The sequence below is a fragment of the Sphingobacterium alkalisoli genome, assembly GCF_005049105.1.
Taxonomy (GTDB): domain Bacteria; phylum Bacteroidota; class Bacteroidia; order Sphingobacteriales; family Sphingobacteriaceae; genus Sphingobacterium; species Sphingobacterium alkalisoli.
Genome location: NZ_SUKA01000006.1, coordinates 119,311 through 135,023 on the forward strand (window position 1 = coordinate 119,311; position 15,713 = coordinate 135,023).

Consider the following 15,713-nt stretch of genomic DNA (forward strand, 5'->3'; position numbering starts at 1 on the left):
TTCTTTAATTTGATTGCTTGGCTGACGATAAAATAGATGCTCCTTCAATCACTATTTTTTATGTGTATCTTGTCGTCCGAAAGATGGGTTGTATTTCATTTGCTATTATGTTGATAGTATATGGCTAAGCGTAGTAGTATCAAGGAAGTTGCAGATTTGAAAAGATGGACAAACAATGGACAATATTGATATTAAACGAGTCTCACGATTAACAGCAATTCTAACCCAATTGCAAACGAAACGACTTTTGACAGCTTCCGAATTAGCGAATAAGTTCTCCGTAAGTAAACGGACAATTTACAGAGATATAAAAGCATTAGAACAGGCCGGTGTTCCCATTTTAACTGATGAAGGAAAAGGATATACATTGATGGAAGGATACAGAGTCCCGCCAATAATGTTTACCGAAAGTGAAGCTAACGCATTGATTACCGCCGAACAGCTGATTCTAAAAAACAAAGACAGCTCATTCGTAAGAGAATATTCAGAAGCAATCAACAAAATCAAATCCGTACTTAGACACAATACCAAAGATAAAGTCGATTTGCTTTCCGACCGTACTGTATTCCGACAAAATCCGGCTAGTGAACAAACAAGCAATTTTCTGTCTACGTTACAAATAGCCCTGACAAACTTTAACCTTGTCAAGATAAAATATCATTCACCTGAAACAAACCAGACAACGGAAAGAACGATCGAACCTTTTGCTATTTACAGCACACAAGAAAATTGGTTACTTATCGCATTTTGCCATTTAAGAGACGATTTTAGGGCTTTTCGTTTTGACAGAATCCAACACCTTACCTTACTCAACGAAAAGTTTCAGCCTCATAAAATAACCTTGCAGGAATATTTTGAAATCTGTAAGGAAAAATATTTATCACAACCCTTGCCATAGGGTTGTCACAACACGAAGTTAGTTTTGTGGCTCAACAACAAAATATTTAAAAATGAACAATGTAACTATTGAGCCTTTTAAAGTAATAGGCATTTCGGTAAGAACCACAAACGAAAACAACCAAGCGGCTAAAGATATTGGAGATTTGTGGAATAGATTTATGAACGACAAAGTTCTGGAAACAATTCCTAACAAAATTGACTCCACCGTATATTGCATATACACGGAATATGAGAGTGACCATACTAAGCCCTATACGACAATATTGGGATGTAAAGTAGAAACCTTAAGCGTTGTCCCAGCTGGATTGATTGGCAAATCAATTGACGGTGGAAACTATATGAAACTTTCCGCTAAAGGGGATTTAATGAAAGACTTGATCATAAACAAGTGGTTGGAAATTTGGGAAATGGATTTAGATAGGTTGTTCACGACAGACTTTGAAGTATTCGGTGAGAAATCACAAAATCCGACAGATGCAGAAATAGATTTTTTAATTGCAGTAAAATAGAGGAAATGATGGAGCAACTTCATAACTATTATTTGAATAAAGAAGAACCAAACAAGAGTTGCTTGCTTGCCTTACGGGATATCATTCTTCATCAGGACATAGATATTACGGAAACGCAGAAGTGGGGAATGCCCTGCTTCTGCTACCAGAAAAAAGTGTTTTGCTATTTGTGGACGGATAAAAAGACAGATGAACCCTATATTCTGATGGTAGAAGGCGCGTACCTTGATCATCCCGGACTTAAAAAAGGGAAACGAACACGAATGAAGATTTTTAGCATCAACCCTAATAAAGATTTACCCCTCAAAACGATTGAGCACATTTTGCAAAAGGCATTGGATCTATACAGGAAGGAATGAGAAAAATCACACCTAAAAAACTTAAGTTTGTTAGAAAGTAAAGATGGTATGATCACATTAACAGGATTTCTTAGGGGTATTAATGTTGGTGGACATCACAAGGTGCCTATGGCAGACCTACGGGACAAATTGAACCAATTGGAGTGTGAAAACGTAAGAACATTATTGAACACAGGAAATTTTGTATTTGAAACAGAACAGACGAATATTCAAGATTTGGAACACAAGATCGAAACCTTTCTTTCACAGTCCTTCGGATTTATAATTCCCGTGATTTTAAGAGGTCAAAAGGAAATCTCTGACTTAGTTAGCGAAAACCCTTTTGCAACAATAGATGTACATAAAGATATTCGTCTCTATGTTTCTTTTTTAAAAAACACACCTGAAGTTGAGTTGACCTTGCCCTATTTTTCGGAGGACAAAACTTATAAAATCATTTCTATACAAAATAAAACGATCTTGAGTGTGTTAGATCTTTCGACAACAAACTCCCCAAAAGGCATGGATGAATTAGAAAAACTATTTGGAAAAAATATGACGACAAGGAATTGGAATACTGTCCAGAAAGTAGCGAATGTTTAACTGTATGATTTAATATCTGTTTGGCTACGTTCATATCTCATTTAATAAAAAAATATAAATCCTGTATATTAAAAAAATTATATTATCTTTGTTTTATAATCAGGTTCTGCCGACGCTTCTCTGAAATCGTTAAGTTCATTCTTCTCTCTCAGTTTTTGCTTTTTCAGTTACTAATTTTTGTTATCAACGTAACGGTTAAGTATCATTTTATACCTAGAATATTTCGAGGTTCAAAAAATTACAAACATCATTTCTTGTGAACAATCAGATTTATTATTGTTCTGCTGTTAAAATCAGTCGATAATGGCGTTTGCCCAATAAAATGAATAATTTATAAATAAATACAATAAACAATGCAAGAAGGAACAGTAAAATTCTTTAACGTTACCAAAGGTTTCGGTTTTATTACGCCAGTAGATGGTGGTCAGGATGTTTTCGTACACAACTCGGGTTTAATCCACGATGTACGTGAAAACGATAGTGTAACATTCGATGTAGAGAATGGCAAAAAAGGCATTAATGCCGTTAATGTACGCGTAGCATAATTACGTAGGAAAACTCATATTTTTCTACAGAATATATGATTAAAAATGTAGTAGATGGCATTCGTGCCGATTTACTACATTTTTTTTGTTTATGGGCTTTTATGTTTAGTTCTCCCAATCTAAACCTATAATTTTCTAAATAGATTTATATATTTTTCCTTCTTCTTTTAAGCTTTCGAATTAGGAGGGGGTAGGGGGCCGCGCTTGTAGATGATCAGTCCGTTAAGGAAGTTTCGGAGCAACTGGTCGCCACACGGTTTAAAATTTGGATGATTCTCTTTGCGGAATATCGCAGTCAGTTCGGTTTTCGTTACTCTAAAATCCACTAGGGCTAATACCTCCACAATATTGTCGTCTGTAAATTTTAAAGCCACGCGGAGCTTTTTCATAATATCATTGTTGCTCATAGTGTAAATTTAGGAAAACTATACCAAAAAAGTATCTTTTGATGAGGGGATTATCTTCTTGATCCGACGTTTCGTAATTTTTTGTGATGTTGTGGCATAACACGTAGTTTAATTATAAGGTATCGTTTGCCGCTTGAATCGTTTTTTCTAACGCATCCAATAGGTTCTCTTTATACTTGATAAAATTTACTTGACGGTCTTCTTCTTCACCCACTTTAAGTACTTTCTTGCATTCTTTAACTTGTTGCAATTCGTTTAAATATAGTTCATTGAAAGTTTCTACATCTTTGTTTTTTAAAATCCTTACGGTATGTGAATACTGTTCGTATACATCTGTAATAATACTCAGACTTTTATCGTCATAGTTCTGGAGACCCGTAATTTTTTCGGAAAGCTTTTCAAGCTTTTTTCTTTCTTTTGTATAAGCCATATCAAGCAAAGATACGTTTTTTTATAGTTCATTTTTAAGAAGAAACTTATCTGGCTACGACAAAATGATTAAAATAACAAAAACTTTCATGATCCATTGAATCACCAACAGGCATTAAAGTTCTTGATGGCCTTTGAGAAATAGACACTTTCAGAAAAAAAAATAGCAGACATATTTTACTACGTCTGCTACTCGTTAAGAAAGAGGATACTCTTCCTTCGTTAATTATACTACGCGTACATTAACCGCGCTTAGTCCTTTTTTACCATTCTCTACATCGTAAGTCACGGTGTCGTTTTCGCGTACATCATGAATTAAACCAGTTGAATGTACGAAAACATCTTGACCACCATTTGATGGTGTAATAAAACCGAAACCTTTGGTAACGTTAAAGAATTTTACTGTTCCTTCTTGCATTGTATTGGGTATATATTGTAAATGAATTATTTATATTCGTACTATGTTCTACTATTATTGTGCCAAAAATACCAGTATAAGGGTGGTAAATCAAATTAAAATCAAAAAAAATATATTTTCTGGTCTTTAAATAGTTAACCTGCTCTTTCAAAGATTGTTCCAGATCTTTTTCCAACGTTAATTACCTGAAGAAAGTTGTTGTTTGTAGACGAACACCCGCCCCATTTTTCGTCATTGCTGTCCCATATCTTCTGCCATGTGGTTTCATCGTCTAGCGAAAATGTTTGATCCGATGAAGAAAAATTTAGTATACACAGAAGCCGCGAAGTTTCGTGTAATATCGTGATAAAGATCGTGTGCTGATGGGGGTAGCAGACTATTTGAAACTGTTTTCGATCGCGCTGCTGCAAGAGCGGATGATTTTTACGTAAGGAAATAAGCGCGCGGTAATAAGCCAACATATCCCGATGTGGCCCGCCTTCTTTTTCATTCCAATCCAATATCGACTGATCGAACGTGTCCTGCGCTTGCGGATCGGGTACCTCACCTTCGTCATGGAAATCAGCAAATTCACGACGTCTCCCTTCGCGTACCGCCTGTATTAGATTGGGATCACTATGGTCGACAAAGTACAGGAAGGGCTTTTTCGACGCCCACTCCTCACCCATGAACAACATAGGCGTATACGATGAGATCATCACGGCCGTGGCCATCAGTCGTTGTATTTCGGGACTGTACAGCATACTGCTGCGTTCGCCCAGCATCCGGTTACCAATCTGATCATGATTTTGCGAGAAGACGATAAATTGATGGTCTGGCAGGTCTGCCGCACTTGTTCCGAAAAATTTTTGGCGATGCGGAGAAAAACCACCATCGAACACGTAGGCTTCTTGATAGGCTTTCGTTAGATGTTTTACTCCTTCAAACTCGCTGTAATAGCCGTTTCTCTTCTCTCCGGCAGCAACACGGAGCGAATGGTGAAATTCATCGAGCCATTGGGCATCCATTCCAAGACCATTTTTTTCTAAGGGTTCTAAATAGCGCCGGTCATTGAGGTCGCATTCTGCAATAAGGAAGTGAGACTTTCCGCTTTGTTGGATCACCTTGTTTGTAACCTCCCGTATTTCTTGAAGGATGTGCCGTGGACTGAAATCTTTTATTGCATGTACCGCATCCAGCCGGAGGCCATCGATATGGAAATCGCTCAACCACATATATACGTTTGCCAACACAAAATCTCGGACACCGTTATTCCATGCATCATCATAGTTAACGGCTTGTCCCCACGGGGTCTGGTATTTGTCGGTAAAATACGGGCCATATGCTGGAAGGTAATTACCTTCGGGGCCAAAGTGATTGTACACTACGTCTAGAATAACTGCTATGTCTTCTCGATGGCAGGCATCTACTAATTTCTGTAGATATTTTGCACCGCCATAGCTATGTTGCACGGCAAAACTAAATACCCCATCATAACCCCAGTTTCGCTCGCCGGGAAACTGTGCTACGGGCATAATCTCAATGGCATTGATGCCTAGTGCCTTTAGATAAGGAAGGCGCTCAATGACACCTTCAAAGTCTCCGTTAGGGGTGAACGTGCCAACATGGAGCTCGTAAATAATAAGATCGCGTAGCGACGGGGGTTGATAGTCCTCATCTGTCCAGTCAAATTGCAGGTCGACCATCGCCGAGGGTCCATGTACGCCCTCGGGCTGTGACCGCGACACCGGGTCAGGGTATTCGTTCTCATCAATAGCAATCCTGTACTGTTGCCCCGCTTGGAGACGGTTACTTTCGGCATACCAATAGCCATAAGCCTGCGCCGTTAATGGGACTTTACTGTCTGGCGCATAGGTATGTAGTACTACGCTTTTTGCCTGTGGTGCCCATACCGTGATTTGTGTATTATGGGCGGTTAATGTAACGCCCAATTGTCTTATACCTGCTATTTTATTCATATCCTATATCGAAATTATGGAAAAACGGGGTAGCTTTTTATGTTCAGGACGCAGACATCAGTACCACGATAGAACGCCCCTGTAAGGTCATGCTGGCTTCCGCGTCCACTTCCTCGTGTGCGCCTATAGTCTCTAAAGTTGTATCTAGTATCTTTACCCAGCGCGCACTGTACTTTTTAGCGGGAAGGGTATAGTTGATCGGTTCCCAATACGCATTGAACATAATATAGAAGCTTTGGTCTACGATTTTGGAACCGTCATCATCTAACGACCGTATCCCGTGACCATTTAAGAAAACAGCCAGTGAGCGCGCAAAGTCATGGTCCCAATGTGAATCGTCCATCTCTACACCGTCGGGCAAAAACCAGGCGATATCTTCTAATCCGATGCCTTTGATAGGTATGCCCTGAAACCATTTACGACGACAAAAGATGGGGTGATCTCTCCGAAGGGCGATCAACTGTTGTGTGAAATTAAGCAGGCTTTCGTCTTTTCCGGCCCAATCGAGCCAAGATATTTCATTATCTTGGCAATACGCATTATTGTTGCCCTGCTGCGTGCGTCCAAATTCATCGCCAGCGACCAGCATAGGTACACCCTGTGAAAGAAAAAGTGTCGTGAGCAGATTCCTTTTTTGGCGGGCACGTAGCCTATTGATTTCTTCATCGTCGGTAGGGCCCTCTGCGCCGCAATTCCACGAACGGTTGTGGCTGTCTCCATCATTATTGTCTTCTCCGTTGGCCTCATTGTGTTTCTCATTGTACGAAACAAGATCATGCAGCGTGAAACCGTCGTGAGCCGTTACGAAATTAATGCTGGCAGTGGGTTTACGATAGTCATCTTGGTAGAGGTCGGACGAGCCGGTGAGCCGATCTGCAAATTCGCCGAGCATGCTATCGGCTCCAATCCAATAGTCGCGTATACAATCCCTGTACTTCCCGTTCCATTCAGCCCATCCAGGAGGAAATTTTCCAACCTGATAGCCTCCTTCGCCAATATCCCAGGGTTCGGCAATCAGTTTCACCTGTGAAATTACGGGATCCTGATGGATGACGTCGAAAAAGGAACTTAGTTTATCTACCTCATGCAGTTCGCGCGCAAGGGCAGAGGCAAGGTCGAACCGAAATCCGTCTACATGCATTTCCAAAATCCAGTAGCGTAGGCTGTCCATGATTAAACGAAGTACATTGGGCAGTCGGGCGTTGAGCGTATTGCCGGTGCCAGTATAGTCCATGTAATATCGGCAATCTTCGGTAAGCCGGTAATACGCAGCATTGTCGATGCCACGAAAGGATAGGGTAGGTCCCATCTCGTTGCCTTCACCGGTATGGTTGTAGACCACATCCAAAATAACCTCAATGCCGGCTTGGTGAAGGGTCTTAACCATTTCTTTAAACTCGTTGACTTGTTGCCCTTGTATCCCCTTCGATGCGTAGCGGACGTCTGGAGCAAAAAAGCCGATGGTATTATAGCCCCAATAATTGGTAAGTCCTTTTTCCTGAAGATGCCAGTCGGTGATAAAATGATGAATGGGCATGAGCTCAATAGCCGTCACTCCCAATGCCTGTAAATAGGAGATGGTAGTAGGATGAGCTAGGGCAGAATAACTTCCCCGCATTTCTCTGGGTATATCTGGATGAAGCTGCGTAAACCCTTTGACTTGCATTTCGTAGATGACACTTTTATGGAGTGGTGTACGGAGCGGTTTATCCCCTTCCCAATCGAAGGATTGGTCGACAACAACGCACTTCGGTAAATAAGATGCACTGTCTTGGCTACTAAAGCTGAGATCTTTTTCTGGATGGCCTACTTCATAGCCAAAAAGGGAATCATCCCATTGTAAAGTGCCTGCTATCGCTTTGGCATAGGGATCAATCAACAGCTTGTGGGGATTGAAGCGGTGTCCGTTTTCAGGATCGTACGGTCCATAAACCCGATAACCATATAGCTGCCCAGGTCCAATATTCGGAACATACACGTGCCAGACCTGATGTGTTCGTTCTTTAATCCGTATTTTTAAGGGTTTTGCGTCTTCCTCGGATTTGTTGAAGAGGCAAAGGTCGACCCCTTCCGCGTTCTCTGCGTAGATGGAGAAATTCACACCTTTTCCATCATACGTAGCACCTAGGGGATAAGGTGATCCCGCAAATATTTTTGTATCCATAGTGTATTTAGTAATTCAATGGTGATAAATTGTCAAAAGGACAACAACGTAAATAGCTTCGAAGTTTTATAATCAAATAAATTTTGTAGCTGCGTGATTTTCTACCGGTCATATAACTCGACGAACTGCTTCAGCTTTTTTTGTAGATGCTTATCGTATGCATCGGGGAGCATCCGCCAGCTCCAGTTGCCCGTGGTACTGGCTGGACTGTTCATGCGATGCGATCCATCAAGTGAAAGGATATCCTGCATGGGCACGATGGCGATATCGGCTACGGAAGCATAAGCCATTCGAATCAGCATGTCATTTATATTCGTTTTCTGCATTTTAGATGCGATATATTGCGAAAATCTATCTTTGGAGGCCTCATCTAGTTCATCCTGAAACCAACCTTGCAGGGTATTGTTGTCGTGTGTGCCCGTATAAACAATGAAATTTTTGCCATGATTGTGCGGAATATGTGGTGAACGTGCCATATCCTCCCCAAACGCGAACTGTAATACCTTCATGCCGGGAAGATCATGCGCATCCCGGAGCTGATATACGGGATTATCAATATCGCCCAGATCTTCAGCGATAAATGGCATCTCACCTAGAGCAGACTGTAGCACGTTAAAGAAATCGATCCCGGGAGCTTCTTTCCAACTGCCATGTTTTGCGGTTGTCTCCGTGGCTGGTACCTCCCAATATGCTGCGAAAGCGCGGAAGTGGTCTAACCTCACCTTGTCATAAAGTTTACAGTTATGGGCAAGCCGGTCAATCCACCACTGATAACCTTCTCGTTTTAGTGCTTGCCAATCAAACACAGGCATTCCCCACAGTTGTCCGTCGGCATTGAAATAGTCGGGAGGTACGCCCGCGACCGCCTTTAGGTTGCCATTTGCTTCTAGCGAAAACAGCTGTGGGTGAGCCCAAACATCAGCCGAGTCATGACTCACGTACATGGGCACGTCACCTAACAACTGTATGCCTAAACCATGGCAATGCTGTCGTAGCGCATGCCACTGCTTGAAAAAAATGTATTGTAACCACTTCTGTTTTTGGATCTCCCGCTCATGAGCAGTTTCAAACGCTTGGAGCGCCTCCCTTTCCCGGGCTTTAAATGAAGACGGCCAGTTATACCAAGGTGTATCCAAGTGTTTTTTGCGTAAAGCGGCAAATAATGCGTAATTATGCAGCCAGTGCTGTTCCTCTTGACAGAATCGTTGAAAATCCGGAATACTTTCCAGATTAACGCGATCAAAGGCTTTATTGAGCAATTTTGTTTTGACGGATTCGACAAGCGCGTAATTAACCCGTTCGGACGATTTGAAGGTTCCTTTTTTTAGTTCTTTTTTTCGGAGCAGACCGTCTTGTGCCAATGCTTCTAAATCAATAAACAGTGGGTTTCCTGCCAGGGCGCTAAATGTGCTATACGGCGAATAGTATTGCTCTTTTGAAAGAGGCCCTAGGGGTAAAACCTGCCACCACCGCTGTCCACTTGCCCGTAGAAAATTTGCGAACTGAAAGGCGTTTTTGCCAAAATCCCCAATGCCAAATTCTGATGGCAGAGAGCTGATATGCATCAAAATGCCAGCGCCGCGAAACTTAGTCGCTTCTTCTCCTTTTAGAATAGCAATTGGCAGTTTGTTAAAAATGTTATTTAATTTGATTTCCGTGCTTTCTCCGGTGTCCGTCGTAAGAAGGTGTTCCCATTTTATTGTTCCAGTGCTTGGTAGGATGATGCAGGTGTCGCCCCAATCCAAACCGGAAGGTAGCGCTTCGCGCATTGCAGGAATGCCAGCAAGGTGCAGCGGAACAGCGACGACAATCCACTCTTGTTCATATTTACGTGCAAAAGCAAGTACATGTCGGCGGTAAGCTCCTGTTACCTCGAGCGGAATATATTCGCCATGGTTAAAGAGACCAGGGGAGTCGTGCCGCAAATCGATCAGCTTTTTGAGAAGCCAAAGCTTGATCTTGCCGTTATAGCGTTCTTCCCAGAGTGATTGAACAACGGTCTCTGCATTTAGGCTATTGATTTCGGTCAAGTAGCTTTGTTGGGTAGCATAATCTACTGCGCGCCGATTATCGGGGTCGACGAAACTCAGGTCCCATAATTCGGTTCCTTGGTACACATCGGGTATGCCCGGACAGGTGAATTTTAATACCTGCTGCGTCAGCGAATTCAATATCCCGAAATCGGATACACGTTCAAAAAACGGATAAAATGCAGGATGGAATGTGCCATTCTGATCCAACAGAAAGCTGGCGAAATGCCGTACACGTGCTTCATAATCGTCGTTTGGTGATGCCCAGTCCGACCGATCTTTTCCTTCCCTAAGGTATTTGGATAGGTATGCGTGAAACCGTTCCTCAAATCCGTCAGCGGATGTACTGGACATGGGATAGGAGCCCAGCAGAGCCTGATAGATGAAATAGATATCGTTGGGATGCGGTAATGTTTCTTTGTAATGTTCTTTTACGATAGCTTGCCATATATCGACTTGCTCTATCCAGCCTTGTGGCCAGGCTGTCAGTACCTGCAACCGACTCCGTACGTCTTCCCCCCGCTTGGTATCATGGGTTGCACTGGCATTCAAGGCCAGGGGCCACTGCCGTTGTCTTTTTCGCATCGCGCGATGAAAAGCTGATTTGCGAATACCGTAATAAGCCGGATGATCGCCCACTTCGTTGTGACCGATAAATCGATTATAGGTATACATTAAGGTGTCTTCGACGCCCTTGGCCATTACTGGACCTGTGAATTGCATGCAACGAAGCAAAAAAGACATCACTTTCTTCCCATAGTTTTGATCTGCTCCGTTTTGAGCCTTTTGAAAGATTTTCTTTAAAATTTTGATCTCACCGCGTAGTTCGTGTCGATCTTCTGATATCCTCTGGAGAACCGATAAAATGATTTGATAGCTTTTCTTCGCCAACGGAAAGCTGTAGTCGTACAGCCGATATACGGGAAAGTAGGCAAGAAAAGCCTGAATGACCTCGCGCATACGATTCTGTTTGATGTTATTGCCTACTTTAGCAAGCGATAACTCAGAGAATAGGATACAAAGATTATCTATTTCTCCCTGCATGTGATTAACCAAAATAGCTGTTTTCTTTTGCAGCTGCTGCTTTTTAATCGAATCCTTGTTTTCGGTCAGTCTTTTGTAATAGTCTGTGAGTAGTTTTTTGCTTTTTCGGTTTGTACAGACATTATTAGAGAGTGCTAAAAAATCATAACCTGTGGTACCCTGAATAGGCCAGTCTTTCGGTAGCTTTTCATGGTATTCTAGTATTTTTTCGGCTACAATATATGTATCCGGCCCGCATAATCTCCGTAAATCGTTGAGATATGTTGTCGGATTGTGCAATCCGTCAATATGGTCGATCCGGAGGCCGTCAATGATTCCCTCTTGCAACAGTTCTTTGACGAGCTGATGGGTTGCGCGGAATACCTTTCTATCCTGAACGTTTAGGCATATCAACCCATTGACGGTGAAGAACCGTCTGAAATTTATCTGGACGTCGGTTTCCTGCCAGTGGCAAAGACGGTAGTGCTGCTGAGTAAGGAGCTCTGTTATCGCCTCTTCGGATGCGTTTAACTTCGCAAGACGGCGTAGCAGCTGGGCGCGGTTATTCTTGGATCCCAACTTTGAAGCCAGCTCATGTTGCAAAATCTTCCATCCATCTTTATCTCCATTTGCCTCTAAGATGGCTATGTGGCTGCTAAGCTCGTCGAGGTCTGTATTAAGGGAAGATGAAAGGTCGCTTAGGACAAACAGGTAGGATGATGGACGGAGGGGAAACATATTTTCGAAATAAGATAGGTAAAGTCTACCATCTTGCAATACTACAGACAATTCGTGTGCACGGACCGTATCATCTAGAGAGGCTCCAAGAACAGGCACCATCAGTTTGTCTTTTTTGAAAGCCGGGTTGCTGTATAGTGTGTCAAAATAGGTAGCATAGCAGGAGGTGGCTCCAAAAAGCAATACGTCCATCATCCAGCTGTTATCAGGATGATAAGCCATATGGTTTGGAACAACGTCCTGTAACCACTTGATATTATATTGCTTGAGTGTTTGTTTCAGTGCGCGCAGTTGGTCTATTGTACCCAAATCGGGGTTGATAAGCTGTGTATCTGTCCCGTCGTATCCATGCGTACTGCCTGGTACGGCTTTAAATATAGGTGACGCATAAATGGTATCGATGCCCAGTTGCTGCAGGTAATCGATACACTGTTCGAAATCCTGAAAATTAAAACCACTATGAAATTGAATGCGATAGGTAGTACGGGGCATTTTCATAAATTAAAAATTTATTTTCTTACTACCATTCAACAGCGCTCATCGAAATATGTTTACGCGTGGTACTTCTATCAGCCTAGAACCGTGGCGAAATGTGATTATTAGCAGAAAATTAGATGTTTTTATGTGCTCTATGTCCGGATTTTTCTGTTTATAGAAAGAAAATACATCTTTCTGCGTAGAAATACGAGATGATGTCGAAAAGACGCAAGCCATGTATATCAAAATACTTGATTTTCGTTAAATGAAAACTAAAGCAAGATGGGGTGCGTTTAACTTTCAACTCTCGGGGCCGTCCAGATAGAAAAGAACTGGATGATTCGGGAACCTATGATGAAAACATTTAAAAAGGAGCTATTATGAAGATAGGAATTACCTTCTCTGCATTTGATTTACTGCATGCAGGACACATTAAAATGCTAGAGGATGCGAAGGAACAGTGTGATTATTTAATCTGCGGATTGCAAACTGATCCTACATTGGACAGGGCCGAGAAAAACAAGCCCACACAAACGGTGTTTGAGCGGTACATGCAGTTACGCGCCTGTAAACATGTAAATAAAATTATTCCGTACGCGACAGAGCAGGACTTAGAAGATATCATGCGCTCGTTTAAGATACATGTCCGCATTTTAGGCGATGAATACATGCATAAGAATTTTACTGGGAGGGAATACTGTGAGGAAAAGGGTATCGAGCTGTATTTTAATCGACGGGAAAATCGTTTTTCAAGTTCTTCACTACGCCGAATTATCGCTGCTAAACAAGAGGAAAAACCTAGCGCTATCATTCGTATAGGCGATAACATGGATTATAAATTGCAGCGGGCAAAAGCATAGCTACTGCTCAGTTCGTTACCTTTTTAAAAACAAAGAATTAATATGAAGACAGGAATTATTTTTGGAGTATTCGATTTGCTCCATGTAGGGCATATCGTGACATTGGAGCAGGCTAGGCGACAATGCGATTACCTAATTGTTGGCCTTAAAGCGGACGCGGATGAGACCGCGCAGGACGAGTCGCAGCCTGCACAGACTGTTGTTGAGCGCTTTATTAAATTAGAAGGCTGCCAGTATGTGGATGAGATCATTCCTTACGAATCCGACGATGATATCGTTGATATACTACAGTCGCTGACTGTCGACGTGCACTTCGTGGGCGAAGAGCAGGCTTTGTACGATTTCCCCGGAAAAGCATATTGCATGAAGGAAGGTATCGAGCTTATATACATCAAACGCAAACACCGCTTTTCTAGTCAAGGCTTGCGTAAGACGGTAAGTCAAAAGGAGCAACAGAAAGCATTCCAAATCAAAACGATAAATTAGCTGACATAGTGATATCGATTAATTTAATGAATACATTAATAGCCGTATAAATCACGATGTCCATCGGGATTCTACCTTTTTCCGTCAACAAGTACGGAAAATGGGGATAAATAGAAACCATTTTCTTTTTAGGGAAGTTCTTAGTGCACATATAAATCATTTTGACATGGAATTGTTTGACAGGAGTATTGCTTTGGCACGGAGAAACAAGGTGTCGGTAGCGATTATTAGCACAAATAGAAGACTACGATTTGCCTACAGGATGCTTCTTTCGGAAGAAACTGATAACCGTATTGAGGTTTTATCTGAAGGACCATCTTTACAGGAAATGGGCGTATGGGCAAAGCGTGATATTGAACCGGATGTACTCTTAATAGATGATAAGCAGGTTTATAAAAACAGAAAGAAATACTTTTCTTTTCTACGCCAAATGTATCCGCATAGCGGCATTCTTTTGATGATAGATGAGGAGGCTTCAAATTTGACAGACGACATTAAAAACTTTGTAAAGGGTGTTGTGAAAAAGTCCTGTTCACCGGAAACGCTTGTTTCCGCTATTTTTGACATAGCGGTGCCCAAGAAAGAGCTGGTTTAATTTTGCACCATAGCGTAACTAGAATTAAGAAGGCTCCGTCTTAATTCTAATCACATCATTATTTGCTCGATCGGCCTCCACTCTTTGGCTTCCTTTAAAGCAACTTCGGTTTAAGAGCGGCTCTCTTGAGAGCCTATTTCTTTGGTAATTCAATGTAAAACGTAGTACCTTTGTTTTCTATACTTTTAAACCAAATTCTACCATTATGCCATTCGACGATCGATTTAATAATCGACATGCCAAGGCCGATTGTTTCCTCTCCACGCAGTCCGTTTCTACGAGCGGGTGTAAATTTTTCAAAAAGCACTCCATGGTATTTTTCCGGGATGCCGATACCTGTATCCGAAACAGAAATTAACACATCATGCTCTCTTTCTTCGAGGGAAATACTAATACGACCGCCAGCCGCAGTGAATTTCATTGAGTTGGATAGCAGGTTATTGAGAACTTGTATAAACTTATCCTCGTCAACATCCATGTACATGATATCTTCATCTGTACGATAGCAAAAATCTATCGATAATTCTTCTTGGATCACTAAATATTGCTTCGTAAATTCCCGGATGCTACCGGCCAGATCCACCCGACGTTTCACAATTGGTACATCCGCAGATGCTAAGAATTCCTGATTCAAAAAGTCCCGGATCAACTTAGTACAGCTTTTGCTGATTTTCTTAATCATATCTAAATGAACAAGTGCTTTCGTGGTTTCGTTAGCTATTGTTTCTTTTTTGAGAATTTCCGATAGATTAGAGATTGTGCCAAGAGGCCCTGCCAAATCGTGTGTTACAATGTTGAGGATCGCGTTCTTTTTTGCGTTGTGTTTTAAGATCGTGTTGATATATTGTTTATAAACTGAAATATCTTCTGCATGACCCACAATTAGCCTCTTATCTTGTTCCGTAATTAGGTATGCATTAATACGTAAGGCCCCGTTTGTACTGTTTTGTGTAAAACGGCATTCTATACCATCGACCGAGTCGGTAGCGATGTCTTCAAAACGTTCTATGATATAGTTCCGATCGTCTGGATGTACCATAGCCATGAATGTTTCCAATTTTGGCATATCTGATGCAAGTGAGAAAAATGTTCTAAAGGCGGGATTAATATACGTAAATTGGGCAGCGGCCGGATCATATGCAAAAAAGAGCATCGAAGAACTTTCTGCGAGTAAAGAAAATAAAGAATGTGTCATGAAAACCATTAGGTGAAGCGCTTTATGTCCTCATGGGT

At 41.7% G+C, this 15,713-nt stretch carries 15 protein-coding genes; 8 read left to right on the plus strand and 7 right to left on the minus strand.

Annotation, left to right across the window (positions count from 1 at the left end; translation table 11 throughout):
- Positions 1 to 175: 175 nt before the first annotated feature.
- From FAZ19_RS17890 to FAZ19_RS17910, 5 genes are all read left to right on the plus strand, one after another.
- Entirely contained in the window at positions 176 to 898 is a 723-nt protein-coding gene (locus tag FAZ19_RS17890) for a helix-turn-helix transcriptional regulator (RefSeq protein ID WP_136822126.1), read from the plus strand.
- Positions 899 to 950: 52 nt separating this feature from the next.
- Complete coding sequence (locus FAZ19_RS17895; RefSeq protein WP_136822127.1) at positions 951 to 1,409, plus strand: GyrI-like domain-containing protein; 459 nt, start codon at positions 951 to 953, stop codon at positions 1,407 to 1,409.
- 5 nt (positions 1,410 to 1,414) lie between these two features.
- Entirely contained in the window at positions 1,415 to 1,768 is a 354-nt protein-coding gene (locus FAZ19_RS17900; protein WP_229707635.1) for a DUF1801 domain-containing protein, read from the plus strand.
- Positions 1,769 to 1,795: 27 nt separating this feature from the next.
- Positions 1,796 to 2,350, plus strand: coding sequence for a DUF1697 domain-containing protein (locus FAZ19_RS17905; protein WP_136822128.1), 555 nt, complete (start codon positions 1,796 to 1,798; stop codon positions 2,348 to 2,350).
- A gap of 353 nt (positions 2,351 to 2,703) precedes the next feature.
- On the plus strand, positions 2,704 to 2,895 hold the full coding sequence (locus FAZ19_RS17910; protein WP_136822129.1) for a cold-shock protein: 192 nt from the start codon (positions 2,704 to 2,706) through the stop codon (positions 2,893 to 2,895).
- Positions 2,896 to 3,062: 167 nt separating this feature from the next.
- On the opposite strand, the gene FAZ19_RS17915 is transcribed toward FAZ19_RS17910, so the two are convergent.
- The 6 genes from FAZ19_RS17915 to treY form a co-directional block, all read right to left on the minus strand.
- Complete coding sequence (locus tag FAZ19_RS17915) at positions 3,063 to 3,302, minus strand: DUF1456 family protein (protein WP_136822130.1); 240 nt, start codon at positions 3,300 to 3,302, stop codon at positions 3,063 to 3,065.
- A 112-nt stretch (positions 3,303 to 3,414) separates the two neighbouring features.
- Positions 3,415 to 3,732 carry a hypothetical protein gene (locus FAZ19_RS17920; protein WP_136822131.1) on the minus strand — a complete coding sequence of 106 codons (318 nt, stop codon included), beginning with the start codon at positions 3,730 to 3,732 and terminating at the stop codon, positions 3,415 to 3,417.
- 225 nt (positions 3,733 to 3,957) lie between these two features.
- Complete coding sequence (locus FAZ19_RS17925; RefSeq protein ID WP_136822132.1) at positions 3,958 to 4,149, minus strand: cold-shock protein; 192 nt, start codon at positions 4,147 to 4,149, stop codon at positions 3,958 to 3,960.
- 134 nt (positions 4,150 to 4,283) lie between these two features.
- On the minus strand, positions 4,284 to 6,107 hold the full coding sequence (gene treZ / locus FAZ19_RS17930; RefSeq protein WP_136822133.1) for a malto-oligosyltrehalose trehalohydrolase: 1,824 nt from the start codon (positions 6,105 to 6,107) through the stop codon (positions 4,284 to 4,286).
- A gap of 43 nt (positions 6,108 to 6,150) precedes the next feature.
- Positions 6,151 to 8,271, minus strand: coding sequence for a glycogen debranching protein GlgX (gene glgX, locus FAZ19_RS17935; RefSeq protein ID WP_136822134.1), 2,121 nt, complete (start codon positions 8,269 to 8,271; stop codon positions 6,151 to 6,153).
- A gap of 101 nt (positions 8,272 to 8,372) precedes the next feature.
- Complete coding sequence (gene treY, locus FAZ19_RS17940; protein ID WP_136822135.1) at positions 8,373 to 12,560, minus strand: malto-oligosyltrehalose synthase; 4,188 nt, start codon at positions 12,558 to 12,560, stop codon at positions 8,373 to 8,375.
- 359 nt (positions 12,561 to 12,919) lie between these two features.
- Here treY and FAZ19_RS17945 point away from each other — a divergent pair, with 359 nt between their 5' ends.
- The 3 genes from FAZ19_RS17945 to FAZ19_RS17955 all read left to right on the plus strand — a co-directional run bounded on the left by FAZ19_RS17945 (position 12,920) and on the right by FAZ19_RS17955 (position 14,480).
- Complete coding sequence (locus FAZ19_RS17945; RefSeq protein ID WP_136822136.1) at positions 12,920 to 13,399, plus strand: adenylyltransferase/cytidyltransferase family protein; 480 nt, start codon at positions 12,920 to 12,922, stop codon at positions 13,397 to 13,399.
- A gap of 42 nt (positions 13,400 to 13,441) precedes the next feature.
- Positions 13,442 to 13,885, plus strand: coding sequence for an adenylyltransferase/cytidyltransferase family protein (locus FAZ19_RS17950; RefSeq protein WP_136822137.1), 444 nt, complete (start codon positions 13,442 to 13,444; stop codon positions 13,883 to 13,885).
- Between the two features lie 166 nt (positions 13,886 to 14,051).
- Positions 14,052 to 14,480 (plus strand): hypothetical protein, encoded by a 429-nt coding sequence (locus FAZ19_RS17955; RefSeq protein ID WP_136822138.1) that lies wholly within the window; start codon positions 14,052 to 14,054, stop codon positions 14,478 to 14,480.
- Positions 14,481 to 14,613: 133 nt separating this feature from the next.
- Here FAZ19_RS17955 and FAZ19_RS17960 read toward each other — a convergent pair whose 3' ends face one another.
- Entirely contained in the window at positions 14,614 to 15,675 is a 1,062-nt protein-coding gene (locus FAZ19_RS17960) for a PAS domain-containing sensor histidine kinase (RefSeq protein WP_169305697.1), read from the minus strand.
- Positions 15,676 to 15,713: the final 38 nt, after the last annotated feature.

What these genes read in the sequence shown, in the direction of transcription:
- FAZ19_RS17890 (WP_136822126.1), top strand. Translation starts at nt 176, where the DNA reads ATGGACAATATTGATATTAAACGAGTCTCACGATTAACAGCAATTCTA.
- FAZ19_RS17895 (WP_136822127.1), top strand. Translation starts at nt 951, where the DNA reads ATGAACAATGTAACTATTGAGCCTTTTAAAGTAATAGGCATTTCGGTA.
- FAZ19_RS17900 (WP_229707635.1), top strand. Translation starts at nt 1,415, where the DNA reads ATGATGGAGCAACTTCATAACTATTATTTGAATAAAGAAGAACCAAAC.
- FAZ19_RS17910 (WP_136822129.1), top strand. Translation starts at nt 2,704, where the DNA reads ATGCAAGAAGGAACAGTAAAATTCTTTAACGTTACCAAAGGTTTCGGT.
- FAZ19_RS17915 (WP_136822130.1), bottom strand. Translation starts at nt 3,302, where the DNA reads ATGAGCAACAATGATATTATGAAAAAGCTCCGCGTGGCTTTAAAATTT.
- FAZ19_RS17920 (WP_136822131.1), bottom strand. Translation starts at nt 3,732, where the DNA reads ATGGCTTATACAAAAGAAAGAAAAAAGCTTGAAAAGCTTTCCGAAAAA.
- FAZ19_RS17925 (WP_136822132.1), bottom strand. Translation starts at nt 4,149, where the DNA reads ATGCAAGAAGGAACAGTAAAATTCTTTAACGTTACCAAAGGTTTCGGT.
- treZ (WP_136822133.1), bottom strand. Translation starts at nt 6,107, where the DNA reads ATGAATAAAATAGCAGGTATAAGACAATTGGGCGTTACATTAACCGCC.
- glgX (WP_136822134.1), bottom strand. Translation starts at nt 8,271, where the DNA reads ATGGATACAAAAATATTTGCGGGATCACCTTATCCCCTAGGTGCTACG.
- treY (WP_136822135.1), bottom strand. Translation starts at nt 12,560, where the DNA reads ATGAAAATGCCCCGTACTACCTATCGCATTCAATTTCATAGTGGTTTT.
- FAZ19_RS17945 (WP_136822136.1), top strand. Translation starts at nt 12,920, where the DNA reads ATGAAGATAGGAATTACCTTCTCTGCATTTGATTTACTGCATGCAGGA.
- FAZ19_RS17950 (WP_136822137.1), top strand. Translation starts at nt 13,442, where the DNA reads ATGAAGACAGGAATTATTTTTGGAGTATTCGATTTGCTCCATGTAGGG.
- FAZ19_RS17955 (WP_136822138.1), top strand. Translation starts at nt 14,052, where the DNA reads ATGGAATTGTTTGACAGGAGTATTGCTTTGGCACGGAGAAACAAGGTG.
- FAZ19_RS17960 (WP_169305697.1), bottom strand. Translation starts at nt 15,675, where the DNA reads ATGACACATTCTTTATTTTCTTTACTCGCAGAAAGTTCTTCGATGCTC.